Origin of the sequence: Leptolyngbya sp. AN10 (assembly GCF_050565645.1) — a bacterium.
Taxonomy (GTDB): Bacteria; Cyanobacteriota; Cyanobacteriia; order Leptolyngbyales; family Leptolyngbyaceae; genus Leptolyngbya.
In genome coordinates this window covers 22,668-48,381 of the sequence record NZ_JBNXVP010000049.1, presented here as the reverse complement: position 1 = coordinate 48,381, position 25,714 = coordinate 22,668, and the positions used below count along the sequence as shown (strand labels likewise).

The 25,714-nt window shown below is 47.4% G+C and carries 30 protein-coding genes and 1 pseudogene; 14 read left to right on the top strand and 17 right to left on the bottom strand.

Annotated features, from left to right (window positions below):
- Positions 1 to 116 precede the first annotated feature (116 nt).
- From ACQ4M5_RS36315 to ACQ4M5_RS36300, 4 genes and pseudogenes are all read left to right on the top strand, one after another.
- Positions 117 to 920 (top strand): hypothetical protein, encoded by an 804-nt coding sequence (locus ACQ4M5_RS36315; RefSeq protein ID WP_430680664.1) that lies wholly within the window; start codon positions 117 to 119, stop codon positions 918 to 920.
- Positions 901 to 1,791, top strand: coding sequence for a hypothetical protein (locus ACQ4M5_RS36310; RefSeq protein WP_430680663.1), 891 nt, complete (start codon positions 901 to 903; stop codon positions 1,789 to 1,791). The genes ACQ4M5_RS36315 and ACQ4M5_RS36310 overlap by 20 nt, the downstream gene beginning before the upstream one ends.
- Entirely contained in the window at positions 1,773 to 2,267 is a 495-nt protein-coding gene (locus tag ACQ4M5_RS36305; protein WP_430680662.1) for a transposase, read from the top strand. Before ACQ4M5_RS36310 ends, ACQ4M5_RS36305 begins: the two co-directional genes overlap by 19 nt.
- 205 nt (positions 2,268 to 2,472) lie before the next feature.
- Positions 2,473 to 2,868 (top strand): annotated as a pseudogene (locus ACQ4M5_RS36300) (transposase); the annotation flags it as partial.
- Here ACQ4M5_RS36300 and ACQ4M5_RS36295 read toward each other — a convergent pair.
- The 3 genes from ACQ4M5_RS36295 to ACQ4M5_RS36285 all read right to left on the bottom strand — a co-directional run bounded on the left by ACQ4M5_RS36295 (position 2,845) and on the right by ACQ4M5_RS36285 (position 5,359).
- Entirely contained in the window at positions 2,845 to 3,633 is a 789-nt protein-coding gene (locus tag ACQ4M5_RS36295; protein WP_430680661.1) for an AMIN domain-containing protein, read from the bottom strand. The pseudogene ACQ4M5_RS36300 and the gene ACQ4M5_RS36295 overlap by 24 nt on opposite strands.
- Before the next feature lie 163 nt (positions 3,634 to 3,796).
- A complete protein-coding gene (locus ACQ4M5_RS36290; protein ID WP_430680660.1) occupies positions 3,797 to 4,366 on the bottom strand; it encodes a Uma2 family endonuclease in 570 nt (189 codons plus the stop codon).
- A 27-nt stretch (positions 4,367 to 4,393) separates the two neighbouring features.
- Positions 4,394 to 5,359 carry a helix-turn-helix transcriptional regulator gene (locus ACQ4M5_RS36285; RefSeq protein ID WP_430680659.1) on the bottom strand — a complete coding sequence of 322 codons (966 nt, stop codon included), beginning with the start codon at positions 5,357 to 5,359 and terminating at the stop codon, positions 4,394 to 4,396.
- A 298-nt stretch (positions 5,360 to 5,657) separates the two neighbouring features.
- Here ACQ4M5_RS36285 and ACQ4M5_RS36280 point away from each other — a divergent pair, with 298 nt between their 5' ends.
- The 4 genes from ACQ4M5_RS36280 to ACQ4M5_RS36265 all read left to right on the top strand — a co-directional run bounded on the left by ACQ4M5_RS36280 (position 5,658) and on the right by ACQ4M5_RS36265 (position 7,164).
- Positions 5,658 to 5,993, top strand: coding sequence for a DUF433 domain-containing protein (locus tag ACQ4M5_RS36280; protein WP_430680658.1), 336 nt, complete (start codon positions 5,658 to 5,660; stop codon positions 5,991 to 5,993).
- Complete coding sequence (locus tag ACQ4M5_RS36275; RefSeq protein ID WP_430680657.1) at positions 5,993 to 6,355, top strand: hypothetical protein; 363 nt, start codon at positions 5,993 to 5,995, stop codon at positions 6,353 to 6,355. Before ACQ4M5_RS36280 ends, ACQ4M5_RS36275 begins: the two co-directional genes overlap by 1 nt.
- A gap of 289 nt (positions 6,356 to 6,644) precedes the next feature.
- Positions 6,645 to 6,914 carry a BrnT family toxin gene (locus ACQ4M5_RS36270; protein WP_430680656.1) on the top strand — a complete coding sequence of 90 codons (270 nt, stop codon included), beginning with the start codon at positions 6,645 to 6,647 and terminating at the stop codon, positions 6,912 to 6,914.
- On the top strand, positions 6,883 to 7,164 hold the full coding sequence (locus ACQ4M5_RS36265; protein ID WP_430680655.1) for a BrnA antitoxin family protein: 282 nt from the start codon (positions 6,883 to 6,885) through the stop codon (positions 7,162 to 7,164). The genes ACQ4M5_RS36270 and ACQ4M5_RS36265 overlap by 32 nt, the downstream gene beginning before the upstream one ends.
- A gap of 120 nt (positions 7,165 to 7,284) precedes the next feature.
- Here the strand turns inward: ACQ4M5_RS36265 and ACQ4M5_RS36260 are convergent, their stop codons facing one another.
- The 11 genes from ACQ4M5_RS36260 to ACQ4M5_RS36210 all read right to left on the bottom strand — a co-directional run bounded on the left by ACQ4M5_RS36260 (position 7,285) and on the right by ACQ4M5_RS36210 (position 18,398).
- Positions 7,285 to 7,473, bottom strand: a complete 189-nt coding sequence (locus ACQ4M5_RS36260) for a hypothetical protein (RefSeq protein WP_430680654.1) — start codon at positions 7,471 to 7,473, stop codon at positions 7,285 to 7,287.
- A gap of 57 nt (positions 7,474 to 7,530) precedes the next feature.
- Positions 7,531 to 8,523: an iron-siderophore ABC transporter substrate-binding protein gene (locus tag ACQ4M5_RS36255; protein ID WP_430680653.1), complete on the bottom strand. Its 993-nt coding sequence runs from the start codon at positions 8,521 to 8,523 to the stop codon at positions 7,531 to 7,533.
- A 73-nt stretch (positions 8,524 to 8,596) separates the two neighbouring features.
- A complete protein-coding gene (locus ACQ4M5_RS36250; protein ID WP_430680652.1) occupies positions 8,597 to 11,110 on the bottom strand; it encodes a TonB-dependent siderophore receptor in 2,514 nt (837 codons plus the stop codon).
- A gap of 97 nt (positions 11,111 to 11,207) precedes the next feature.
- Positions 11,208 to 12,185: a helix-turn-helix transcriptional regulator gene (locus tag ACQ4M5_RS36245; RefSeq protein WP_430680651.1), complete on the bottom strand. Its 978-nt coding sequence runs from the start codon at positions 12,183 to 12,185 to the stop codon at positions 11,208 to 11,210.
- Entirely contained in the window at positions 12,178 to 14,001 is a 1,824-nt protein-coding gene (locus ACQ4M5_RS36240) for an ABC transporter ATP-binding protein (RefSeq protein ID WP_430680650.1), read from the bottom strand. The genes ACQ4M5_RS36245 and ACQ4M5_RS36240 overlap by 8 nt, the downstream gene beginning before the upstream one ends.
- A 158-nt stretch (positions 14,002 to 14,159) precedes the next feature.
- Positions 14,160 to 14,282 (bottom strand): hypothetical protein, encoded by a 123-nt coding sequence (locus ACQ4M5_RS36235; protein WP_430680649.1) that lies wholly within the window; start codon positions 14,280 to 14,282, stop codon positions 14,160 to 14,162.
- 83 nt (positions 14,283 to 14,365) lie between these two features.
- Complete coding sequence (locus tag ACQ4M5_RS36230; protein WP_430680648.1) at positions 14,366 to 14,848, bottom strand: MogA/MoaB family molybdenum cofactor biosynthesis protein; 483 nt, start codon at positions 14,846 to 14,848, stop codon at positions 14,366 to 14,368.
- Positions 14,848 to 15,183, bottom strand: coding sequence for a photosystem II reaction center protein Psb28 (gene psb28 / locus ACQ4M5_RS36225; protein ID WP_068381177.1), 336 nt, complete (start codon positions 15,181 to 15,183; stop codon positions 14,848 to 14,850). Before psb28 ends, ACQ4M5_RS36230 begins: the two co-directional genes overlap by 1 nt.
- Positions 15,184 to 15,249: 66 nt before the next feature.
- Entirely contained in the window at positions 15,250 to 16,584 is a 1,335-nt protein-coding gene (locus tag ACQ4M5_RS36220; RefSeq protein ID WP_430680647.1) for a protein kinase domain-containing protein, read from the bottom strand.
- Between the two features lie 93 nt (positions 16,585 to 16,677).
- A complete protein-coding gene (locus ACQ4M5_RS36215) occupies positions 16,678 to 17,175 on the bottom strand; it encodes a peptidoglycan-binding domain-containing protein (protein WP_430680646.1) in 498 nt (165 codons plus the stop codon).
- 59 nt (positions 17,176 to 17,234) lie between these two features.
- Complete coding sequence (locus ACQ4M5_RS36210) at positions 17,235 to 18,398, bottom strand: MFS transporter (protein ID WP_430680645.1); 1,164 nt, start codon at positions 18,396 to 18,398, stop codon at positions 17,235 to 17,237.
- 213 nt (positions 18,399 to 18,611) lie between these two features.
- Between ACQ4M5_RS36210 and ACQ4M5_RS36205 the strand changes: the two genes are divergently transcribed.
- Both ACQ4M5_RS36205 and ACQ4M5_RS36200 read left to right on the top strand, forming a co-directional pair.
- Entirely contained in the window at positions 18,612 to 20,057 is a 1,446-nt protein-coding gene (locus tag ACQ4M5_RS36205; protein WP_430680644.1) for a phosphoglucomutase/phosphomannomutase family protein, read from the top strand.
- 396 nt (positions 20,058 to 20,453) lie between these two features.
- The gene (locus ACQ4M5_RS36200) at positions 20,454 to 20,897 is read left to right on the top strand and encodes a hypothetical protein (RefSeq protein ID WP_430680643.1); all 444 of its coding nucleotides are present in this window, start codon (positions 20,454 to 20,456) and stop codon (positions 20,895 to 20,897) included.
- A gap of 68 nt (positions 20,898 to 20,965) precedes the next feature.
- Here ACQ4M5_RS36200 and ACQ4M5_RS36195 read toward each other — a convergent pair whose 3' ends face one another.
- Positions 20,966 to 21,403 carry a BON domain-containing protein gene (locus ACQ4M5_RS36195; protein WP_430680642.1) on the bottom strand — a complete coding sequence of 146 codons (438 nt, stop codon included), beginning with the start codon at positions 21,401 to 21,403 and terminating at the stop codon, positions 20,966 to 20,968.
- On the opposite strand from ACQ4M5_RS36195, the gene ACQ4M5_RS36190 reads away from it, so the two are divergent.
- Both ACQ4M5_RS36190 and ilvN read left to right on the top strand, forming a co-directional pair.
- On the top strand, positions 21,396 to 21,533 hold the full coding sequence (locus tag ACQ4M5_RS36190) for a hypothetical protein (RefSeq protein ID WP_430680641.1): 138 nt from the start codon (positions 21,396 to 21,398) through the stop codon (positions 21,531 to 21,533). The two genes, ACQ4M5_RS36195 and ACQ4M5_RS36190, sit on opposite strands and share 8 nt — an antisense overlap.
- A 29-nt stretch (positions 21,534 to 21,562) precedes the next feature.
- On the top strand, positions 21,563 to 22,081 hold the full coding sequence (gene ilvN, locus ACQ4M5_RS36185; protein WP_430680640.1) for an acetolactate synthase small subunit: 519 nt from the start codon (positions 21,563 to 21,565) through the stop codon (positions 22,079 to 22,081).
- 315 nt (positions 22,082 to 22,396) lie between these two features.
- Here ilvN and ACQ4M5_RS36180 read toward each other — a convergent pair whose 3' ends face one another.
- On the bottom strand, positions 22,397 to 22,525 hold the full coding sequence (locus tag ACQ4M5_RS36180; RefSeq protein WP_430680639.1) for a hypothetical protein: 129 nt from the start codon (positions 22,523 to 22,525) through the stop codon (positions 22,397 to 22,399).
- Positions 22,498 to 23,436, bottom strand: a complete 939-nt coding sequence (locus tag ACQ4M5_RS36175; RefSeq protein WP_430680638.1) for a type IV pilin-like G/H family protein — start codon at positions 23,434 to 23,436, stop codon at positions 22,498 to 22,500. Before ACQ4M5_RS36175 ends, ACQ4M5_RS36180 begins: the two co-directional genes overlap by 28 nt.
- 315 nt (positions 23,437 to 23,751) lie before the next feature.
- On the opposite strand from ACQ4M5_RS36175, the gene ACQ4M5_RS36170 reads away from it, so the two are divergent.
- The gene (locus ACQ4M5_RS36170; protein ID WP_430680637.1) at positions 23,752 to 24,669 is read left to right on the top strand and encodes an Hpt domain-containing protein; all 918 of its coding nucleotides are present in this window, start codon (positions 23,752 to 23,754) and stop codon (positions 24,667 to 24,669) included.
- 173 nt (positions 24,670 to 24,842) lie between these two features.
- Positions 24,843 to 25,697, top strand: coding sequence for an NAD(P)-dependent oxidoreductase (locus ACQ4M5_RS36165; RefSeq protein ID WP_430680636.1), 855 nt, complete (start codon positions 24,843 to 24,845; stop codon positions 25,695 to 25,697).
- Positions 25,698 to 25,714 lie beyond the last annotated feature (17 nt).

Genomic DNA, 25,714 nt, shown 5'->3' with positions numbered 1-25,714 from the left:
GGGATACGCAACCAGTGCCAGGGTAAATGCTAGAAACAAGACACAGAGGGGATTATAAAGTTCACTAAATTCGCTAAGAAAAGACATCGAGTTGTCCTGCATGGAGGCAGTTCCCGATGTCAGAAAACAATGTTGGCTTTACTGTAGCAGGTTTGTTAGAAGTTACCACCACAGAACAATCCAATCTTGCCATTCCAAGTTGGTTAGCAGAAGCACTTTTGGTAGGACAATACTGGAATCAGAGTGGATTGCTCGACCAGTTACAGCAGCAGGTTCGAGTCAGTCGCGGGCGGATGGGACAGTATGAGGTGTGTGACTTCGCACTTTTACTTCTCGCTTATGCGGTCAGTGGAGTCGAAACTCTCAAGTTATTTTTCCAGCAGCTAGAGAGCGTTAAGCCTGTGCTAATGTCAGTCTGGAAACGAGAAAAGTGTCCAGTCGCAGCAACCTTGAGCCGTTTTCTAGCCGATGTCGATGAGTCTGCTGTTGAGCAGTTGCGAAACTTATTTGAGATGGATTTACTGGCACATCCAATTGAAATGAACACCGCAATGGGATTGAGTGACCGCACTGGAGCGCGATGGGTAATCTTTGATGTCGATGGCACGGTCAAGGCGACTCGACATCGTGCTTTAGTCAATGCACCAACGCATCCACAGGTGAAGCGGCGCAGCGAAAATGCTTGCGCTCCAGGGTATGGCGGACGCAAGCGGGGAGACTATGTTCGCACCCGCAGCACGGTAGCTTGTGCCCATACCCACGAATGGCTAGGCACGTTTGCTGCTCCTGGCAATGGCACTCCAAAGCCAGATCTTGCTCGTGCTTGTGGCTTAGTGAAACGCTATCTTCAGACCCAAGGGTTAACTATCGGGCAGGGCATTGTTCGACTCGATGGACTGTATGGCAGCGAGCTATGTTAGCCCGCTGCAACAAGCGAAGATCGCTTATGCCATTCGTTGTCGCGACTATCATTTGCTCACTGACCCAACCGTTGTAGAAGCGCTAAGGCAACCCCCTCATGCCACGATTACCTATCCGGATAGTCCTCATCCCCGCGAACTCTTTGATATTCCTTGCCTGGATTCGACCCGACGCGGCTACCATGAACCGATGCGCCTGGTGATTGTGCGAATGGAGCGATTTGACAAGCGCAAACGGGCAGTGGGCAAATGCAACGGGAAGTACATTCATGAGCTATTTCTCACCTCCCTTCCAGTCGAGCAATTTACCGCAACCGATGTGCTGAATCTCTATTGTGGTCGGGGTGGATTTGAGCAAACGCTTGCAGAAGAAGACAAAGAACAAGATGGTGACCGATGGTGTAGTTGGCAAGCACAAGGACAAAGCTTTTGGCAGATTTTGAATCAATGGGTGTGGAACTGGCGGATTCGAGCAGGAGCGGCACAATCGCCTCAATTGTGTGGGCGGCAAACAGAATGGTCGTCTGCTCTACCAGAGAGAACCGAGGAGGTTGCGACTCCTCAACCAGAAGCCCCTCAACCAGCATCTGCGCCTCAATCTAGTAAACTACCCGCCCCTCGCTATGGAGCCATGACGGTTTCGGAGGGTTGGGCGAAAAGTCGTCACAAGTATGCAGGCAAAGACTTCAAAATCCTGGATGATGAATCTGTGGAATGTCCTGATGGGCATCGCATGTACCGCCGTGAAATTCACTATACACGTCGGGGCGATATGCAAATGCTGTTTAGTATGAATCCGCGCATTTGTGCCCACGAGATACGCAACCAGTGCATTAAGAGGACTCAGAACGCTTGTCAGATAGACGGTTGAGTAAATCAATCAACCTGGGCGACACGCCAAAAATCTCAACAGATATCTGTCGTGTATTGGATCGGATGGATGTGTTCACCCGTTGTATTCGCGGTTGGCACTTAGGGCGAGGATTAGATCACAGTCTGACTCTGACGGCTCTCAATCAAGCCTTAGAACATCACCAGCCGGAAATTCATCATACAGACCAAGGGGTGCAATATGCTGCGACTGGATACGTTGACGTGCTGAAACAGCGAGGGGTGCAGATTAGCATGGCAGAAGTGGGAGAGCCAACGCAGAATGGCTATGCAGAACGACTGATGCGAACGATTAAGGAGGAGGAAGTGGACTTATCGGAGTATCGCAACTTTGCAGAAGCGTATCAACAGATCAAGACGTTTTTGGAAGATGTGTACATGAAGAAGCGGATACATTCGTCAATTGGGTACTTAACGCCGATTGAGTTTGAAGATGAATGGAGGAAGAAACAGTAAAATAAATGTAGAATTGAACAAGAACAAGCAGTATACTAATAGAAAGGCAAGTACTGCTAAGAACGCTCATTGAGTTCAAGCGTGAGCAGGAAGAGAAACAGTAAGACAAACCTGAAAACAAATGAAGGAAGCAGTATACTGATGAACAAGTAAATGCTGCTAAAAATTCGGAGTACCTGGTCTAGTTTTGAGGGTTCATTTCAGGGTCTACATTGCCGCATTGCGTTTAGCCGATGGTCAACTCCTTGTGGTTGCAACCCAAAGCGCTCCCAAATCTGCCATTCTCGATTACGCGAAGCGCTGGGGCATTGAAACACTTTTTGGCATGTTCAAGACCCGTGGCTTCTGCTTGGAATCGACCCATCTGACAGACCCAGAGCGATTGAGTAAGCTACTCGCCCTGCTTTCATTAGCCTTATGTTGGGCAATTCTCATCGGGGAGTGGCTGCATCAGCTCAAACCGCTCACGATTAAAAAGCATGGTCGCAAAGCTAAAAGTATCTTTCGCTATGGCTTCGATCATCTTCGCAATATTGTTCTCAATTTCGAGCAAAAAGCAACTGAATTCATGCAAGTTCTACAATTTTTGTCCTGTACTTAGATTAAATCCTCTAATGATGAAGGTTCCACCAGGTGCGCCGTAACTGTTTGAACCATCGACTACACCACTCACCGTTTCTACTGCTTCAGTAATAGTTCTGACGTTACGATCGCGCAGCACCTCTTGCGGCACAACCTGAATCGACTGAGGAATATCCCGAATCGGCGTATCCGTCCGCGTCGCCGTACTCGCATTTGGCACTCGATAGCCTCGCGCTCCCTCCCCCGTCACCGTAATCTCTTCTTCCTCTCCTGCTTCCGGTGTCACTGCCAACACTAACCCTTGTCCAGCAACAACCTCGGCTGTCGGTAAATCATTCAGCCCAGCAATCCGAATCCGAATGTTAGTCGCATCTATCTGAGAGACAGTAACCCGACTGATTCCCGCTCCCGGATTCTCTGCCTCAAAGGATTGTCCATTGCTCAACGCTAACACTGCATTCGGAACCGTGAGAATCAGCGTATCTCCTTCGGATTGTTGCGTCGCTTGCAAACTCTGACCTGCTTCTGTTTCGAGAACCACTCGCAGTCCTCCATCAGTCCGATCGAGTCTCACCCCCGTTACCCGAACAATGGCAGCTTCCACCTGTGCCATCCATTCTTTCACCGAAGTTGCAGGACGATCGCGCTCTTGCAGATGCGGAACTTTCTCCTGTGCTGTTCCTGGTAGCGTCCAATGTACGCGCTGCTCCGCAGATACCGGAAGGGTCGCGCCTCCTGAAATGACGATCGCCAACAATACTCGCACAGATGATCCTACACTCATCGCCCACTCCTTACAAATCACTCTCTTGCAAATTACTTATCAAAAGTAATTTGCAAGAGAGTGTAAAGAAGTTGCTCTGGGTCTGTCTATCCAAAATGCGCTAATCCTAATCCAAAAAACGCCAAACGGCTAAATTCAGAAGTTCAAGGAGCCGAATCGCGAGTCAAACAAATAATCGGGCAACGGGACAGCTAAAATCTGGCAACAAGGGCGATACGATGTCATCGCCAACAAACAACGTGACAACTAACTTTAACAGCCCCCGTTGCCGACGATAGACTTCCACCTGCTGCGATCGCCAGTCCAAGATCCAATACTCCTGAACTCCCCGCTCTGCATAAAGTTTTAGCTTGGTTTCCCGATCGCGGCGCTGGTTTTCCACTCCCGGCGATAGCACCTCCACCACCAGTTCAGGCGCTAGAGTCAGATGACCCGCCTCATCTAACCCGTTCGCCAGCCGCTCTTGGCTCACCCAGACTACATCTGGAATCACATTATCTGCATCGCTAAAGATCACCCCAGGAGCTTGAACTGTTTCACCTAGTCCAGTGGAAAGTGACCAGATATCGAGAGCGCTAGCCGCACGGTTTGCTGTTTTTTGATGTTTCCAGTGAGGTGCTCTCGTCACCAATAATTCTCCATTAATGATTTCGTAACGGTTGCTACTTTCGGGCAACAGTTCCAGATCTGCCGTCGTCCAACGGATGCGTTCATCGCTGATGGATGGGTTCATACAACCTCGAAGGGGGAGAGAATAAACTTATTCTAGTAAAGATGTGCGTTTTCCTGCCAAACACTGACTCGGCGTAATCCCAAATCGCCGCTTAAACGCAGTCGCAAAATGCCCCAAATGCCCATACCCAACCAAAAGCGCCACCTCAGCCACCGATCGATTGCCTTGACGCAATAGCTGTTCTGCCTGATCCAATCGTCGTTGCTTTAAATACCCCACAATCGTTGTATCAAACAAGGTCTGAAATCCTCGCTGAAGCGTGCGATGGCTCAATCCGACTTGTTGAGCTAACTCTGGCAACGAAGGCGGATTCACAAACTGCGTCGTCAAAATTGCCCTCGCCTGGTGCAACCGCTCGATCGTCTTCGGTTTTAATCCGAGTGAAACTTGATTCTGTGCAGTATCTTCCGCAATCAGATCAAGGTGAATCGCCAACAGTTCTAGCACCTTTGCCTGAAGGTACATCCGCTTGGCTGCACCCCGATATGGCACATTCCACATCTGCTGAACCAGCGATCGCATTTCTGGCGTAACTTTCGGATAAAACGAAGCCTTCCACTCTTCCCCTTTGAACAATTGCCGAATCGTATCCGACTTGCGCTGATGATCATCTAAAAAAGCAGATTCCAGAACATCTGGATCAATCTCAACATTGATGTGAGTAATACGCTGTCCACCCTGATACCGCTCAATATAGGCAGGCGAGAGCCCGCTTCCTGAAAAATAGCTACAACTTCCGCCGAACAGAGGGTAGATACTACAGCCCATAAAGCTAGAGGAAAAAATCGTCATCTGAATCAGGTGTTCATGCGCTGACACCTTCATCCCGGAATCCTGATAGTATTCGATATCCAAAAAATTCAACCAGACCCCAGGCAACAACTCCATTGCACGACTGTACCCCCGCCCTAAACATTCTGGGACTCCTGTCAGTTCCTCAAACTCATCCAAAATCAGATTGCTGGGACAAGTGATAGGAGCCTGCTGCTCCAATTCCTCTAAGTCAGATTAATTAAGAATTAGGGTCATGGTGGGCTAGATCAGGATTGCAAGTACTGTGAATGGCAATTATTCGCAATAATACCACGATCGCGCTCAGAGAATTCCCGACTGCACCCGCCAGAGTTTCGCATAAGCCCCATCCTTCTCCAGCAATTGCTCATAAGTACCTGACTCAACAAATTGCCCATGCTCCATCACATATAGCAATCCTAGATGAATGGTTATCGTTTTCAGAAATTGTTACCGTCTATAATCGCAGTAGAATGGTTGATTTCAGAGGACTGGCTCCATGCAACTGGAAGATTATTTCAATGTATTGTCACCAGACGATATTCGGCTCAAAGGGACTCGGATTGGGATTGAGTCAATTCTGTACGAGTACATCTATCGTTGCAAAACACCCGAAGAAATCGCCGAACAATTTCATACGGTGACGCTCGAACAGGTCTACGCCACCATCTTGTATTACTTGCATCATCGCTCAGAGATAGATGCGTATCTGGCAGACTGGCTGGAGTTTTCTCGCACGATGCGGGAAGAACAGGAGCGAAATCCTTCTCCTGCCAGACTGAGGTTTCGGCAAATACGGGAGGAGCAAGCTGGCAAGCAATTGCAGGAACACTAATGGCAATTCGGTATCTATTGGATGAGCATCTCAATCCAGCGTATCGCGCCCAACTGGTGCGACGTGATTCTGAATTAGTAGTGCGGATTATTGGGGATTTGGACGCGCCACCCAAGGGCACTCTCGATCCAGAAATTTTGATTTGGTGTCAAACGAATGGATTTATCTTAGTGACGAACAATCGCAAGTCAATGCCGAAACATCTGGCTGACCATCTAGCGTTAGGTCGTCATATTCCAGGAATTTTTACCATTAATACCGATCGTAGTATTGGGCAAACCGTTGAGGAATTAATCATCATCGCAGGGGCTTCCTTTGAGGATGAATACCAGGATCGCATCGAATATTTACCGATTAGTTGAGAACGTCGATCGCAGATTTGATCCATGCTACGGCTAAATATTCAAACCACCGCGATCGCGCTCATTGAACAGACATCAACGTAATCGCATCTCTAGCACAAGCTCTGAAGTAAGCGCGATCGCGCTAAGGTTCTTGAGAGTGCGCGCTGCTCCGCAGATACCGCAAGGGTCGCACTGCGGTGAGAGAAATCAGAGTACCACAAGGGCGATCGGAGTTCTGGAATCTTGGCGCGATCGCTGATTCTCCAGTAAGATTGGACAAATCAATGGTCTGGATGTGGGTTGACGAATGCAATTCACCTGGGATGAAAATAAGCGGCGCTCCAATTTAGCAAAACATGGATTTGATTTTCTCGATGCTGCACAAGTTTTTGAGGGGGCAACTTTCACGTTTGAAGATGACCGCTATACTTATGGAGAGCAACGATTCATTACAATGGGGATGTTGCAGGGCAGGGTAGTAGTGATTGCTCATACCGAAGTGGGGGATGAGATTCGAGTGATTTCAATGCGGGAGGGGACGAAACGTGAACAAGCCATTTTCTTCCAAAACTTCTGAGACGGATTGGGAGCGGATTGATGCAATGACGGATGAGGAGATTGATTTGTCTGAGATTCCAGAGGTGACAGAGGAGCAGATGAGCCGGGCGGTGCTGCGTGTTGGGGGAAAGCCTGTTGAACGGGGGCAGCGTCGGGTTGAGATTCTGCTAGATGCGTTTGTTTTGGAGTATTTTGAGACGAAGGCGGGTGAGCAGGGATATCAATCGCTAATTAATCAGGCTTTAGTAGAATACATTCGTCAACATTGAAATTTAAGAGTACAGCGTCTACTTACGGTGTGATGTTTTCAGCGATCGTATGTCTGTTCACAATAAGCAATGCGATCGCGGACTGCTCCTCAAACTACGATCGCGCTGTGCCAAGAGAAATCAGAGTACCACAATGACGATAGCGGTCTTTTCTTCAAGCTGCGGCTCGCTGGCTGAATGAATGGTCAAGGCGATCGCACCTGGTAAAGCTACCGCGATCGCATTCCTAGCACAAGCCCTGAAATAAGCGCGATCGCAGTTCTGGAAGCTTGACGCGATCGCGCTAACGGAGAAATCAGACAATACCACAACGACGATCGCGACGTTGCAGAGATGAAGGGGCTTGGCAGACCAGTAAAACGACAGTTAAGAAGTGTTGACCAAATATTTGTAAAGGTCATCTAATATCTTATTGGCTCCTGAAATACCGAACGATCTCCAATTCTCTTGGCTGACAACATAAGCACGATTGTTTTTAAATGCTTTTAGCCTACTGAAAATGGAATTTTGAGAATAGAAGTTTGGCGATCGCTCATCAATATCAACAATAAATACGACATCAGCATCATATTCATCGATCGCTTCAATGCTGAGCATCCACTCCTTGCCATCAGGTAGAACTCTATACCGTAGCCCAGCATCAGTCAAAATATGAGAAATGGAATCACTTCTAGCAATTGTCCAAATGTAACCCTCACCGTAAAAAATGACAGAGATCTCTGCTTTCTGTGCCTGTTTTTCCAGTCGCTTTCTTAGTTCTTCAACTCGTCTTTGGTATTGATCCAATTCTTCCTCTGCTTTCGCTTCTTGACCAATCAATCTAGCAATATATCGAAGATTCTCTTTAAAGAAAGCTTTGTTCTCCAAGTTTGTATTTGACGCTATGTCAGCCTCGGTAGGAATTGAAACAGTAGGCGCGATCGCGGATAACAACCGATATCGTTGATGAGTATTGCTGTAATCTGTCGATAAGATTAGGTCAGGCTTAAGCATCAAGATTTCTTCTAATGAAGGCTGTGCTGAGTCTCCAACATTCTTGATTTCTTTGACTTCATTAGAAGATACACCCAGAAGAACCTCTTTCCCTTTGCTGTTGTGAGACGCAAAACCAATAGGTTTAACACCCAGAGCGATTAGAGGATCGAGTATGATACGAGAGTCTAGTGCAATGATACGCCGTGGCTTAACTGGAACGCAGGTATCACCAAGTTTGTGTTGGACGACTCGACACTCAGAAGGAGACAGCAAGGAGGGGTGAGATTTTTTAATGATAGGTTGGTAGCAAGCTGCAATTAGAGCTAAGGAAAGAATCACAAGTAAGGATAGTTTAACTAGGTGATGCGACTGTCTTTTCATCATGCTCGTTCTTCGATCGCAGGCAGGATAGTCTATTCATGATACAGGGTTGGACTTCTAGTTAATATCAAAGGCGTTAGAATGTCCAACCAATCGAACCTGTGATAGTCAAGGGCGCATCCCTTTGAATAAAGGTTCTGCCGAAAGAATATCTAATTGAATCTACATCAAACAGATTGCGAATATTAACTGCTGCATTAAAGCCATCGCGACGGTAGTACACTGCTGCATCAGTTCGTAAGTAGCTAGGGATCTCAAACGAATTTGCTAGATCGCCCTGTCTTGCACCAACGTAAAAGAGACCTAAGCCAAACCCTAGCCCTCTTAAGTTGCCTTGCTGAATTTCATACGTCGTCCAAAGACTGGCTTGGTTGAAAGGTACGTTGTCCAATTGATTGCCAACGGGAGTCGAGTTGTCTTTTGTGACTTCTGCATCGGTATAAGCATAGGAAGCAACAATTTTCCAACCTGGCAAGATCTCGCCTGCGACATCTAACTCAATGCCCTGACTTCTGGCTTCTCCAGTCTGAATCGAAAAACCAGGATTGTTCGGGTCAGGTGTAATCACGTTTGTTCTAGTAAGGTGATACGCAGCAAGAGTTGCCGAAAGCTTGCGATCTAAAAAGTCTGTTTTTACTCCTACTTCGTATTGAGTTCCCCGCGTTGGTTTGAATGCTCCCCCATCGGGATTAATGCTGAACCCGCTGCTTGGTTTAAAAGAACTGCTGTAACTGGCATAGAGAGAGATAGTATCGCTGGGCTGATAAACCAAGCCAACACGGGGGCTAAAGGCTCCATCGTTGATCACTGGCTCATTAGTATCATTGCTACGGATTTCCAGGTCAGAGGATGTCCAATCATAGCGACCACCAATTAGTAGCTTCACGTTGTTGCTCAAAGCTATTTGATCCTGGAGGTAGATGCCATAACTTTTGTTTAGTTGACCATAGGCAAAGCCTGGTGAATATTCGGGTCTTGGAATATCGTAGTTTGGATTCAAGATATCTAAATCCGGTACCGTGGTACTAAAAGCCCGATAATCAAATTCAAGATAGCTGATATCAAAGCCTGCTAAAAGTTGATGAGAAATCGAGCCAGTGTTAAATTTCCCAAGCAAGTCAATTTGTCCGAAGTAGCTATTTGCCCACTCGCTAGATTCCTCAGCGAATGAGTCTGTCAGAATACGATCGTCAACGAGGGTAGAAAACCCATTTCGGTTAAGAGTTCGCTGATTCAAGACGATCGCAAGATTACTACGCACCTGCAAATTTTCACTGAATCTATGATTTAGATTCAAGCCAATTCTATTCGTTGTGACATCCTGCAAAACTAAACTAGGATAGGCAGGGTAAAAATTTCGAGGCGGTAAGCTGCCATCGCTCAGTAGAGGAACTTCAAAAATTGGATTATCTGCAAAATATCGGACGTACTCATAGGATAGGTTGAGATCTGTCCGCTCTCCCAATCTCAAAGTAATTGAAGGAGCGATCGTGGTTGTCCCAGAACTCACAAAATCCTGATAACTTCCAGCGCCCCGATAACTAGCAATGAACCTGTACAGAACATTACGGTCTGCTGTTAATGGTCCAGAAAAGTCAATACTAGGTTGATAGAAGCCATAGTTTCCTGCTTGGAATGCAATATTGTAATAAGGCGTGTTGAGAGGTTTTTTAGTAACAGTATTAATGACTCCACCGGGTTCCTGAGCGCTGAATAAAACTGAAGCGGGTCCTTTCAGCACTTCTATTTGCTCGATCGTTCCAATCGATGACACAGAGTAGTAATCATAATCTCGGAAGCCGTTTCTTAGGTTGCCTCCTGAACCCTCGCCGATGTTAAATCCTCTAATGAGAAAAGTTCCACCTGGCGCACCGTAGCTGTTTGAGCCATCAAGTACACCACTGACTGTTTCTACTGCCTCAGCCGTAGTTCTGACGTTACGATCGCGCAATACCTCCTGCGGCACAACCTGAATCGAAGCAGGAATATCCCGAATCGGTGTATCTGTCCGGGTTGCTGTACTCGCATTTGGGACTCGATAGCCGCTTTGCCCTGCACCCGTTACCGTAATTTCTTCTTCAGAGGCATCTTCATCAGGTTCGACACTCAGCACCAAACCCCGATCGCTCTTCACAACCTCAGCGATCGGCGCAATTCCATCTCCCACAATCCGAATCTGCACCGTCGAAGCATTAATTTGAGTTGCTGTGATTTCTGTAATGTCGATCGCTGGCTTCTCTGCCCGAAACGATTGCCCACTCGGTAGCACCAACACCGCATTCGCAATCTCAGCAATCAGCGTATTCCCTTCTTCTCGCGTCGTCGCTTGCAACGTTCTACCATCAGCAGTGTCAAGCTGCACCTGTAGACGATTCTCAACCGGAACTACTCGAATCGCAATGACTTGAGCCGTCGCCGCTTCTACCTGTGCCACCCACTCTTTCACCGTCTTTGCTGGAGCAGACACATCCCGAACGGTTGTCGGTTCCGCTGCTCCCGCGATCGAGGTGACAAACACCGATAGAATGCTGAGCATCCAGGCTATATTTTGCGCTCTCAATCCTTGCTCCAGCGTCGATCGTCCACTCATCTCGCCACACCTTCTTGAAAATCTCTCTCAAGAAATACCAAAATTAGACCGTGAATCACAAGCGATCGCTGAGTGCTAAAAGAACTATTTTTGGGTGTTAGCGGGAATTTTTTGGATTCAGATAGTCCTTGGGATTGACTCCAAATCTCTTCCGAAACGCTTCTGCAAAGTATTTCCGACTGCGAAAGCCCACCCGCTGCATCACCTCACCCACCTTCAGTTCTCCCGCCATCAACAACTGCTGCGCCTGCTCCATGCGATAGTCGAGCAAATAAGCAAACACAGGCTGACCAAACACCTGCTTAAATCCCCGTTTCAGCGAATTATCATTCAGTCCCACCTGTCGCGCCAACTCCATCAGCGAAGGCGGTTGCTCCAAATTCCGCAGCAAGATTTCCCGCGCCAGATGAATTCGATCGACCTCATCTGGCTTTAGTGCGATCGTCAATCGTCGTCCCTGCTGTGCTTCCCGTTCCTGCTCCAACATCAGTGCGGCAACTTCTAACGCCTTACTCTCCAAATACATCCGCTTGGTCATGCCCTGATACGGACACCGCAGAATTTGCCAAAGAACGCGCTGCATCGTTGGAGAAAGCGATCCCACCCGCGCATAAGACGGTTGACTCGTAGACCCAATCAAGTGCTGAAACTCTGATGGTAGTTCTCCTTGCCGACCCACAAATGCTGTTAATACCTCCGGCTCCATCTCGATCGTCACTTCCACGATCGGGAACTGACCGGAACAAATCATTGTCTGCTTGGGAGTGATACCACTGCCATACAGTGAGTATTCCAGGTTGCCCACTTCTGTACGAGCATCCAAATGATCGCCTGAGAGATGGCAGTGAAACCGAACCGCTTCTTCCCCTTCTGGGTTCGCCTGTTCCCAGCGATCGCGCATTTTGTAGTGATCTACCTTGATTGTGATGCCATCGCGCAGGGCAATTTCTCGTACATATCCTTGAGCCAGCCACGCGGGTTGAGGCATCAGCAAATCGTGCTGATCTTCTAGATCAGGATATTGTGCTTGACTAATTAACTCTTCCTCGTAGTCAGCCCAAACTTGCTCAGACATCGAGATAGTCATGGTAATCAGGGTAGGAATTGATGAGAGTAATTCCTAATTGTACTCTCCAAAGGTTGGCATAAGTTCCATCCTGCTCTAACAATTGTTCATGAGTTCCTGACTCAACAAACTGCCCGTGTTCCATCACATAGATACAGTCAGCATGGCGAATCGTTGAAAGGCGATGCGCGATCGCGATCGTCGTTCGGTTCTGAGTAATTCGCGCCAAAGACTGCTGAATCGCCGCTTCCGTCTCATTATCCACGGCAGAAGTCGCTTCATCGAGAATCAGAATCGGTGGATTTTTGATCACGGCTCTGGCGATCGCTAATCTCTGCCGTTGTCCTCCGGATAGCTTCTGTCCCCGCTCTCCCACAATTGTTTGATAGCCTTCTGGCAGTCGTTCAATAAACTCATGTGCCTCTGCTACTTTTGCCGCTGTGATAATCTCTTGCTCGGTTGCATCAAAGCTCCCGTAGGCAATGTTTTCTGCAACAGTGCCATGAAAGAGAAACACATCTTGACTGACTAACCCAATGCTGCGACGAAGATCCTGTAAGTTCAGATCTCGGATATCAAGATTGTCGATCGTTATTCTGCCAGAATTCACCTCATAGAATCGCAGCAATAGCTTAACGAGTGTACTTTTTCCTGATCCAGTTGAACCCACGATCGCAGTTGTTTTCTCAGCAGGAATATGCAGCGATAGATTTGTTAGCACAGGGCGACGACTGGGATAAGCAAAAGTTACACGATCGAAGCTTACTTCGCCCTGAACGTTTGAGAGTGCGATCTTTCCAGTCTGAATCTGCACAGGCGTATCGAGCAAATCCATAATTCGTTTTGTCGATGCCATTGCGCGTTGATACGAATCAAAGATTTCTCCTAAGTCAACTAATGACCAGAGTAGTTGCTGAATCAGAATCAGAGCAATACTATAGCTTGCGATCGACAATCTACCCGAAAATGCTGCAATTCCGCCTAATACTAATAATGTTGTAAATCCGATTAGAACTAAGATGCGAATGAGTGGTATGAATCCCGCAGACAGTCGAATGGCTTTAGAGTTATTGCGACGATAGGCGTTACTTTCTGCTTTTAAGCGATCGCGTTCATACCCCTCAGCCGTAAAGCTTTTGATAGTGGTAATACCGCTGATATTGTTTTCGAGCCGAGCATTGAGATCGCCGACTTGCTCACGTACACGATCGTACCGAGGCTCTAGCAATTTTTGATAGCGCAATGAGCCGAGCAGAATAAACGGCATGGGTAGCATTGACGCGATCGCAATCTCGACAGGTAGAACTAGAAACGCACCAACCATCAGAATGAGAACTGCGCTGACAATTTGAATGATGTTATTTGCGATCGTATTGAGGAAGTGTTCGAGTTGATTAATATCATCGCTGAGTATCGCGATTAAGCCGCCTGTGGTCTGTTCTTCAAAGTAAGCAGATTCTAGCTCTTGCAGATGAGTGTAAGCATCTAAGCGTAAGTCGTGCTGGATATTCTGAGCAAGATTGCGCCAGAGTAAGTCATAGCCATAGTTCGAGAGCGATTCGAGTCCCCAAATTAGCACTGTGAGCAAGGCGAGTAGAAAGAACTGATGAATGACACTCTGAATGCCGAATTGAGATAAGAAAGAGTTTTGCTGTTTGAGTAAGACATCGATCGCGGCTCCCATGAGTGCGGGTGGTGCGAGATCCATTAAGGTATTCACGATCGAACAACTTGCTGCCATCCAAATCTGCGATCGATAGCGTTTCCCATAGTCCAACAGTCGAAGTAAGGGAGTTTTAGATTGAAGCGGCTTAGAGGTTGGCATTGTTGAATTGCAGAAGTGTTTAATGTTTAGCCTACCGAGTGTTGGCGCACAGCAAAAGCCAATTTTGGCGGTTAGCGGAACTTTTTTTGAATGCTAGACGGACTTTTTTCAGGGGATGAGATCAATCGGTGAGGGCGAAGTAGGGCGATCGCCCTAAGTCATTGAGCGATCGACATTTTGGGGAATGATAGAGCGATCTCAGAAATCATCGAGCGATCGACAATCAGAACGCGATCGTGCCGTCGATATCGCGGAATGCTGGCGTAAGTCTTCCAAAGCAATTGGTCTTCTGCCAGTGGGGTACATGAAATCAGAGGCGGAAGTGCTTGTAGACCCGATGCACCTAGTAGGGTAGTCGATCGACTTAACCTTTCAACAGGGTTACTAAATGCACAAGCTCTGGCAGGATCAATTTCTCAAGTGCGAGTTTGACCGCATTTGATGAGCCAGGAAGCGAGAAAATTAATTTACCTGAATAAACGCCCGCGATCGCTCTTGATGTTATTGCTCTCGATCCAATTTCGGCGTAGCTAAGAGAACGGAAAATCTCCCCGAATCCTGGAAGCGTTTTTTCGAGCAATTGTTCGATCGCGTCGTAAGTTGTATCTCTCGGTGCGATTCCTGTTCCACCGCTCAGAATAATCGCCTCAGTATCAATCTCTAATTGCGATCGAATTTGATCCGGTTCATCGGGAACGATCGCGTAATGTGCGATCGTATGTCCCGATTGTTCTAGAAGCTGTTGGATCAATTGACCACTCCGATCGGTTTCTCTTGTGCGCGTGTCGCTTACGGTAATCACAGCACAAGAAACGGAAATTTGTCGATCGTCGGGATGAGGTTGCATTATGACTTTGTAAAGCCTAGACCATTTGATTCTGCGTAGCGATCCATAAACCGCATAAAGCGATCCCAATCTTCGACGGATTTCATAATGTACAACGCTTCAAGGGCTGCGGGTTGACCATTGATGAATTTCGCTTTTACTTCGCGGGTAAGGATTTCGCCTTCCTCATCGATCATATACATTCCGGTAATGCTATCGGTGTTTTCTGCTTCTAATGCTTTAGGTTTATCAAAAATAAAAGTTGCAGTTCCGTTGCTGCCGTCTTTCGAGCGGGTCAGACGAACATCGGGAATCACGTTTTCGGTAATGCCTCTTGAAAATTGAATTTCTGCCATGATGTACGATCGATGAGTTTTTGGATTCGATCTATTCTCCCATCTTTGCGGAACTTAACAGAGAATTTAAGAATTCGATTTGAGTTTGAGCCACGATCGAATCTCTTTCAGTACCCAAGCCCGCTCGAAATCAGTTAGTTCTTCGCCAAATTGATGCAGTCGATATCCAGTTCGATACGGACCTGACGTGATTGTGATTAGTCCATTCGAGTCGCGTCGGACTTCTCGAATATCGCGGGTAATTCCCGTCATTCGATTACTCATCGTTTTGAATCGCTGGGTTTCTACTACGAATTCTCGTCGATCGAACTTTACATAAGTCCGCTGAAATTTGGGATTGATGAACATAAAGAAAACTACTAATCCCAAGATCAGAATCCAGCTTGCAGAACTTAGTGCGCCTGCAATCAGCATCAATACAAAGATCGGAGCAGCAAACATCAGAAGCGGGAGTGCTACACCTGCCATGATTAGCCCTAGTATTTCTGAGCGAGAATCGTCTTCCTGAGCATTTTTCGGAATGATAATTTCTAGACGTTTTTTCGATCGCACTAATTGAACTCGCGTATTTTTCGGACGCTCGATCGGTGCAGTCGAAACTGGACTTTCTGAATATAAATGCTCAAGTGCTTGAGCCGCAGATTGAAATCGCTGTTCTAGATCAGGATGAGTCAGTTGATCAATCCAATCTGCCAACATTGGAGAGATCGTTACTAAATTACGCCATTGAATTCTAAGTTGTTTTTGAGGTAAATCTGCTGGACACACTCCCGTAAGTAAATGAATCAATGTTGCACCTAACGCATAGAGATCAGAACTAGGAACCGCACGCCCGCCAAACTGTTCGATCGGGGTATAGCCATAAGTTCCAACTACCGTAAACGTTGTGCCTTCAACAGTCGGACGGTCTTGAACGGCTCCAAAATCGACGAGATAAATCTGCTGATCGGCTCCTAGAATCAGATTGCTCGGTTTGATATCACGGTGCAGAATGACCGGATTGAGACCATGCAAATCGCGCAGAATGGTGAGAACTTCGATCGCAATTTTTCGCGCTTCTACTTCTGAAAATCGTTTGCCGTCCTGAATTAATTGTTTCAGTGAAATGCCAGGAATATAGTCTTGAACTAGCCCAAACCAAAGAATACGATCGTCGATCGAGAACGAATCTCGGCATTTCGGGATTTTCAGATGATCAAGCTGTCGTAAGATTTGCGATTCGCGCTCGAAGAGTTTGAGATCATCCCACTGTGATTGTTCTCCAAAGGCTAAGAGCTTCAAAACCACAGGCTCAGAATTCATCGATTGATCACTTGCCAGCCAAGTTTGCCGTCCGGCTCCATGACCTAGTTTCTCCTTTAGTTGATAGCGATCGTATAGGACTTCACCCGCACTCAGCATCGATCTCAGACTCCCTAATCGGCTAATAGCGACTCTCTTCGCTCCCGATCATAGCGATTCCGTCTTTTCTTTAGCCGAAATTGTGGAGTTGGGCTACCACCACTTACGCGGATTCATAATCCAGCGATTCTGTTTCGGAGGCGGTGTAGAAAGTCCACGCCCTCTCAAAAATGTCCAAGTCGTCGCATCTACAACTCCAGTCACTCGCAAGCGCGATCGCTCCTGAAAATCTCGCACCGCCGCTTCTGTCTCATCCTCGAACATTCGACTCCGAGCAATGTTGTAGCCATGCACTAATAACAATCCTTGAAGTTCACAAACATCCGCACCCCAACATCCGCACCTCAGCGATCGCGTTCCAGGCTGCACTGAGGAAGTTAGCGCCATCCAGGTTTTTTCACCAACAACTCCATCAATTCTCAATCCTTGCTGATGTTGGTAAGCTTTCACAGCAGCTTCAGTGAATCGATCGAAGTCTCCGTTTAATCTGACCTCAAATCCATGCGCCCGTAGAAGTTCCTGCAATTCCATCACTTTGCCACCTTGGTCCCACGGGTAAAGTATCGGTAACTCAGACGGTTCAGGATTCATCGCTTCTATTCCTTCAACGCATTGCTATAGTATGAATCGAAAAAATCGCTTTCGATTGTTCATGCCACATTCTTTAATCGCTGTTGTCGCCAGAACAATCCACACCAAGCAAACAGCATCATCACAAAACCGATCGCACAAACTCCATTCCACTGTGCCCGATTCCAAGCAGAGGTTCCCAAATACGATCCTAATGCGCCACCGACAAAGTAAAGCATGATATACAACGCATTCAGCCGACTATGAAATTCCATAGGCAATCGATAAATCGTCGCTTGATTAGAAATCTGCGTCGTCTGCACACCCAGATCTAAGAGAACCACGCCTAGAATCAATCCTAGTAATTGTTTCCCAAAAATCCAGAACACTAAAAACGAAGTAGTCGTCATCAGAATTCCGACTTGAACTGTAAATCCTGGACTCCGACGATCGGCAATTCTTCCAACGATCGGAGCCGCGAATGCTCCTACTACTCCGATCAATCCAAACAATCCTGCTACACCACTTCCATACTCATAAGGCGGTTGAGCTAATAGAAACACAAGCGTACTCCAGAACACGCTAAACGCTCCAAACGACATCGCTCCAATCCACGATGAAACCTGAAGTGCTGGCTCTCGTTGGATCAAACTGAACATCGATCGGAGCAATGCGGGATACGCCATTTTCAAGCTTGATTGATAGCGCGGTAGCTGTTTAGAAAGCGCGATCGCTAAAACAATCATTGCCACACTTCCCAACCAATACATCACCTGCCATCCGTATCGTTGCCCGACAAATCCGCTCACAATCCGCGCCACCAAAATTCCAATAAACAATCCACTCATCACCATGCCAACCACTTTTCCCCGCTGTGCAGGTTCACATAATTGGGCAGCAAATGGAACCAAAATCTGAGCCGATACCGCACTCACTCCGATCGCAAAACTCGCCACACTCATCCAAATCAAATTCGTTGCGGTTGCTGCGATTAAAAGCGCGATCGCACTAAGAATCGTCATGATCACGATCAATCGTCGCCGCTCTAATCGATCTCCTAACGGAACAATCAAGAAAACCCCGATCGCATATCCCACCTGCGTCAACATTGGAATCGCGCCCACCTCCGCAGCCGACACGCCAAACTGATGAGCAATCTTAGCTAAAAGTGGCTGATTGTAGTACAAATTTGCGACCGATGCCCCTGACGCGATCGCCATCATCCAAACTAACGAAGCCCTCATAATTCCAAACAGCGAACAATGTTGAGGGTTATATCAGAAACACCCAGATTCCGCCTGTATCGAACGTGCAAAAAATTTGTGAACTCTCCTGGAAAACTTGAGGCAAGCTGTAAAGAAACAGGGGAAAGATCAAAAAACTCGCACTGAGTCGAATCTATCCCGTTACACTGTTTGTGTCCCGAACCCCTTTGTTTTGCTGAGGAGAATGCGCTCATGGCTCACGCGCCGATAACGATTACAACGATTAACCCGATTCAGTTTGGTACGGATGGATGGCGCGGCGTGATTGCTGCTGATTTTACCTTCGATCGAGTGATGCAAGTGGCTCCGATCACGGCTCAAGTTTTGTCGGAAGTCTACGGTGCAGAAACCGGAAGCAATACCGTGATCGTGGGCTACGATCGCCGTTTTTTATCCGAAGAGTTCGCCCGAACTGCGGCAGAATCAATCCGCAAAATGGGCTTTGATATTCTGTTTTCTGAAAGTTTCGCTCCCACTCCCGCCTTTAGTTGGGCAGCTAAAAAACTGAATGCGTTAGGCGCGATCGTCATTACTGCAAGCCACAATCCTGGAAACTATTCAGGCTTGAAAGTCAAAAGCGCTCATGGGGGATCAGTTCCACCCGAAGTCACGAAAAAGATTGAAGCATTACTCGCAAAGAACGAGCCTGCTGCTGAAAAGACACCCGGAACATTCACGACGTTCGATCCTTGGGAAAGTTACTGTGAAGGATTGCGATCGCTAGTCGATACCTCTGCCATCAAAACCGCGATCGAGCAAGGTAAAGTCACCGTATTCGCAGATGTGATGCACGGAGCAGCGGCGACTGGATTATCCCGATTGCTTGGAGTTGAAATCCATGAATTGAACAGCGATCGTGATCCTCTCTTTGAAGGTGGTGCACCGGAACCTTTGCCGAAGTATCTCCCCAAAATTCTCCACACCATTCAGAATTTTGATGGCAACAGTTTAGCGGTTGGATTGGTATTTGACGGAGATGCCGATCGAGTGGGCGCGGTCGATGCAAAAGGGAATTTTCTCAGTTCTCAAATTCTGATTCCGATCTTGCTCGAACATCTAGTGGATAAAGGCTTCACAGGTGAATTTGTCAAAACTGTAAGTGGCTCAGATCTCATGCCCTTGGTTGCAAAACTCTACGGATTGCCTGTGTATGAAACCCCGATCGGGTACAAATATATTGCCGATCGTATGCTCGAAGCGAAAGTGTTACTTGGCGGCGAAGAATCCGGCGGGATCGGATACGGACATCACATTCCAGAACGAGATGCGCTACTTTCTGCCTTGTACGTTCTCGAAACTGTGGTGCAAACTGGAACTGACTTAGGCGAACTGTATCGTCGTTTGCAAGAGAAAGCCGGATTTTCGGCAGAATACGATCGAATTGATCTCCCGCTTGCCAGCATGGAAGTCCGCGCCAAATTGTTAGAGCAATTGAAAACGCAACCTCCACAAGCGATCGCTGGAAAAGCCGTAGTAAGCTGCCAAACCGATGACGGTTACAAATTCCGATTAGAAGATCAAAGCTGGCTGTTGATTCGTTTTAGTGGAACGGAACCTGTCTTGCGTTTGTACTGTGAAGCGTCATCGATCGAGCAAGTTCACCAAACTTTGAATTGGGCAAAAGACTGGGCGAGCTAATAGTATTCATTAGAGGGTGTTTGAGAAGTAATCGTTGATCGCATTCACCCGCCCGGAAATGAATCTCCGGGCTAATCGGGGGAAGCCCACTAAACTGGGCTAAGAACTCCGTATTACGCTCCCAGCCCGCTTTAGCGGGGTTTCTTCCATTAGCCCGGAGATTCATTTCCGGGCGGACTCGCAACGCAGCAAAGCCGCTTTTTATACTTTTCAAACACCCTCTTAGAGTGTTTGCATGAAGTAGCTGCAAATTCTATTCGCCCAGGCATCTACACGAAAAGTTTACTAGGCAGGATTAACCGCCTTGCGCTCATCCCTGCCTAATGATTTCCTGGCAAACACGGATTTCGTCGATCGCTTTGGCTTGCAAGATGAGAGAGCTTTTTGGAGAGATTTATGAAAAAGACTCTTGTTCTCGGTCTTGCAGGCTTAGTGATGTGTGCGATCGCGCTTCCACATCCAACAGGATTCGCCAACGAACCCGCAAAAACTCCCGAATTGCATCGGCGCTCAATGGAGTACTTGACCGAATTTGAGCGAGTCCACCAAGCTGCATTTGGGCGAACTTCTGCGATCGCATCCAATGACCCAACCGCCGTAGAACGCTGGAGAACGATGCTAAATTGGCGGGTTGAAAGCGCTCTCACCTATTGCAAATATCTGCGAAACGGCGGTACTCCAGAATCCGACACGATGGATACGATCGCTGAATCGATCGCTCGAAACCGTCAACCCTCCTCGAAAGACACTCAGACCGAAGCAAAAGAGCTAAGACAGGAATTTCTGGTTATGATGTCGATCGCGCCAAAATATTTCTGCCCAGAAAAAGCCAAATCGTAAAACAACCCTTTTCACACGAAAGACCTCCAACCTGATAGCCGGAGGTCTTCAATTATTCAGCGCTCAAACTAGCCGACCTGAACCTGATTGGTATCAACGGATTGTGCACCGTTTACGCTACGAGCAACCTGAACCATCTTATTCAAAACATCCTGACTCGGAACACTCCCTTTCAGCACCACAGTCGTCCCCAACTGTGCCACCCAAAGCGTATTCACATCATCCAACTGCGGATCTTGGTCAAATGCCAACGCCACGCGCTTCGCCAAACCACTTTGGTCGTACTCACCATTCAATCCCACCCGTTCAGGCGCGATCGTGCCACCCACTTGAGCCTCCGCAGGAGCCGATGCCACTGCCTGCGGAGCCGCTTGACCGCTCACCGCCTGTTGAGGATTTGCAGGCTTCTCTTGCCCAAAAAGTCTTTGTAACCAGCCCATAACAATTCTGACTCCAAATATCACTTTACACAGACAATTGAGCGATCGAGTCATCAGAATGTCCATCGCTCTAGAGAAGGAATCCACCTCGATCGCTGTCGTGTTTTACCTTATCGATAAAATTCTTCGGGTTCAAGATATTTTAGAAATTCTTTTGCTCGTGGGTGGACAAGACGGAACGATCGTTGCACCATAGAAAGACAAATTGTTACTCAACATACAGCAATGAAGCACACGCTCTCGGTTTTGGTCGAAGATGAAGCCGGGGTTCTGACTCGGATTGCAGGATTGTTTGCCCGTCGTGGTTTCAACATCGAAAGTCTGGCAGTGGGACCCGCTGAACAAATGGGCGTTTCACGAATCACAATGGTGGTTCCTGGAGACGATCGAGTGATCGAGCAGTTGACCAAACAACTTTACAAGTTGATCAATGTGATCAAGGTTCAAGACATCACCGAAGTTCCGTGTGTTGAACGCGAACTGATGCTGCTGAAGGTGAATGCAGGCAGTTCGACTCGATCGGAAATTGTCGAGTTGGCGCAGATTTTCCGGGCGCGTGTGGTAGATGTTGCAGAAGATTCGCTGACTCTGGAAGTGGTAGGCGATCCAGGAAAACTGGTCGCGATCGTTCAAGTGCTGCAAAAGTTTGGGCTGCGCGAAATTGCTCGAACAGGCAAAATTGCTCTCAGCCGCGAATCGGGCGTAAATACAGAATTCCTCAAATCGTTGGAAGCAAAGGTTTAGAGATTTGTTTAATAGAATTCGGAGCTACTGTTGATCTAAAAGGGTGTTTGAAAAGTATAAAAAGCGGCTTTGCTGCGTTGCCAGTCCGCCCGGAAATGAATCTCCGGGCTAATGGAGGAAACCCCGCTGAAGCGGACTGGGAGAATCATTCGGAGTTCTTAGCCCAGTTTAGTGGGCTTCCCCCGATTAGCCCGGAGATTCATTTCCGGGCGGGTGAATGCGATCAACGATTACTTTTCAAACACCCTCTAAATACAAGCTCTGAATTCTATTAAAAGAACCATAGCCCAATAAATGCAAGTGGTTCAGTCTGTTTCAACAGACTTTGTTCCGATAGCCCCGAATTCCATTCGAGGGGCGATTCAGGCGATCGACGAGCTTCTTCAAATCACATTCCTCTCCTTCAAACCACATTCCTAAAGTTTCTGCGATCGACTCGGACAAGCCAATTTCTTCGTCGTCTTCGCTGCTTTCGGTTTCTCAGGAGCTTGAGTCGAAGGCTTAAGTGATCGACAAATCAAGCTTTCCGTTCCCGATGGTGTGACCGCAACAAGCCCAACATAGCTCTTCAGATCTGCCTCACGTGGAACGGCTGTAATCACCGAATCGGTTCCCACTCGTAATCGATACGCATAACTGTAACTTTGAGAGATCACATTTGCCGATCGCTCTAATTCTTCCAAGCTTTTCGCAAATCGATTATTTTGCTGATAAAACTTCTGTTGTGCAGCGGTCATCGCCTTGAGATAGGTTTCCGCTTCTTTCTGCTTCTCACTCGCGCTATCCTGACGCGGCTTCATTGCCGAATTGATCGAGCCTTGCGATTGACTTTTCGCGGTTGACCAAAATGCCATCGTACCGCCTGCGATAAAGCCACCAACCACCACGAGCGCGACCGGAATCGCATAGACTCGCCACCGAGTTTTGAGCCAGCCCCGAAACGATAATGATTCCTCTTCAAACTCTTCTTCAATGGAATCTTCTACGATCGCTTCTTCAGGCTCTTCGTCTTCCAATTCGATTGGAGAGGTAAGCGTTGCGACTCGTGAAGTGGGTTCCGTCGATCGCAGTGAAAATTCCCGTGTCCAGGCAAAATTTTCTTCTCCGAGCCGTTTTCCTTGTGCTCTCACCGCTCGAATCGAGTCATTGCCCAATTCCAGCAGCCCTTTCTGAATAAATGCCACCAGCGTCTCTTGATTCAGCGGCTTCTGAGACTCCAAAAAAATGCACAGACAGTCCTGATCCATTCCCGCACGTGCCGTGATGCCTTTCGGGGACAACACCGCATTCATCAAGGCAGCGATCGCATTGGGTTCACCTTGCTTCGCGAGTTCTAATAGATTCGACTGTTCCATAGACACACTAAATTGGACACGCTAAAACGGACGTTGCGGGAATGCCTTACTTATACCGCTGAAATCCCGATTCTGTCTAATTATCCGCACGATCGTAGAATCGTTCAGGATCAGAACCGTCTGATTTGGAGAATTTCAAACTTCTCAATCAGGACTTAACATCTCAGCACGAATTCATGAAATCGCCGCAAAGATTTGTCATAACAGCAATTTAGCCTATTTTTGCTGTGAATTCTTACCGCGCCAGGGAACACTCAGATTACACGGGCAAGTTGCCCCAAAAATTTGTGGATCTGTCACTTCAGGAGCAGGGCGGTGCAATCTGTTAAGCAACAGCAAATTCTCGGCTATTTCATCGAAGAAGCGAAAGAACACCTCGATACGATCGAGCAAGGTTTGGTCGATCTCGCGGCAACGATGGCAGATTCGGAGCGTGTGAACGAACTTTTTCGGGCGGCTCACTCGGTCAAAGGCGGTGCTGCCATGCTCGGTTTTGATGGGATTCAAAAAACCGCTCACCATTTCGAGGACTGCTTCAAAATCCTCAAAGAGCACCCCGTTAAAATTGACCAACGTTTGGAAGACCTTTTTCTCAAAGGCTTTGACACGCTGAAAGAATTGATCGAAGCACTGCAAAGTCCGTTTGGATTACGTGAAGAAGATGCCCTGCAAGCGGTTTCCGAAGCAGAACCCACCTTTCGAGAACTGCAATCCTACCTGAATACATTGATTTCAGGAAAAAGCTCATCTCCGAAATCGTCTTCCTCTCAAACCGCTGCAACTCAGATCACGGCTGTTCTCAAAGCGATGTTGCAACTGTTCAAACAGGGTGATTCTCAGAAAGGACGGCAGCAATTAGTCGCGCTCTGTAACCGTTTGATTCAAATCAGCAGCACCACTCCGAACTGGGTGAAATTGCTGCAAACCGCGCAAAGAGCGATCGCGAATCCCAAAAATTCTTATGTCACTCTCGCTCCTGTCGTCATCAAGGATCTGAAGCAAGCCAGCGATTTGCTCCTAACTGGAAGCGCTAACAAAATCAGCGTGAGTGAGACTTTAAAGAATCTAGTTAATCCGCCTGCTCAACCTGCAAAATCCACTCCTGCACCTGCCGCCAAACAGCAAATTTCGATCCCCCTAGAACCGAGAGCCGCTGCTCGATCGCTACTCGAATCCTTCAACAAATCCGAACTGATCGAAATTGCTGACTTCATTATGAAAGCGATCCAATAAGTAGATGGGTGAGATTAATCGTAAGATGCGTTTCGACTCCGCTCAACGCGCAACACCCGATTCTTCGAGGGTTGAGCGCAGTCGAAACCCAAACCCAACGAGTGGTTTAATTTGGCTCTCCTACTTAGTTCCTTTGCCTCTAGACTTGTGAAAGAGCAGTCTGGAGTGGGGCAATGGCAAAGATTGGATTTATCGGCACAGGATTAATGGGTTTACCGATGGCTCAGCGCTTGATCGAGGCGGGTCATTCGGTCACTGCTTACAATCGAACTGCTGAAAAATTGAACTCTCTAAGTGGAGCCGTGATTGCTTCTTCTGCTTCGGAAGCGATCGCGGCTTCTGAGTGTGTAGTTCTCATGCTCACGAATGCTCAAGCCATTCAAGAAACGCTGCTTTCTGATTTTTCAGTGTTACGCGATCGCACTGTGATTCAAATGAGTACGATCGCGCCTGATGAAAGCAAATTGATTCGGAATCAAGTCGTTGGCGCAGGTGGAAACTATCTCGAAGCTCCAGTATTAGGGAGTATTCCCGAAGCGAGATCGGGAAAATTAATCGTCATGGTTGGAGCCGAACCGGAACAGTTTGAAAAATGGCGATCGCTACTGCAAATCTTTGGGGAGAATCCGATTTTGCTTGGTTCAGTGGGTTCCGCTGCGACTGTGAAGCTTGCATTGAATCAATTGATTGGATCGTTGACGAGTGCGTTTGCTGCGAGTCTTGGATTAGTGCTGCGTCAAAATGTGGATGTTGAAGCGTTCATGAAAATTTTGCGACAAAGTGCCTTGTACGCGCCGACCTTTGACAAGAAATTGCAAAGAATGGTCGATCGAGATTTTGAAAACCCGAATTTTCCCACAAAACATTTACAGAAAGATATGGGATTATTCATTGAAACTGCACAGTCAGCGAATCTTGAAACGGCATCAGTTGAAGGTGTCCAAGCGGTTTTAGATCGAGCGATCGCTGAAAATCTATCCGATTTGGACTATGCGGCTTTATTCTCGATCGTTTGTCCCGATCAGTAAAACTACACAAATATAAT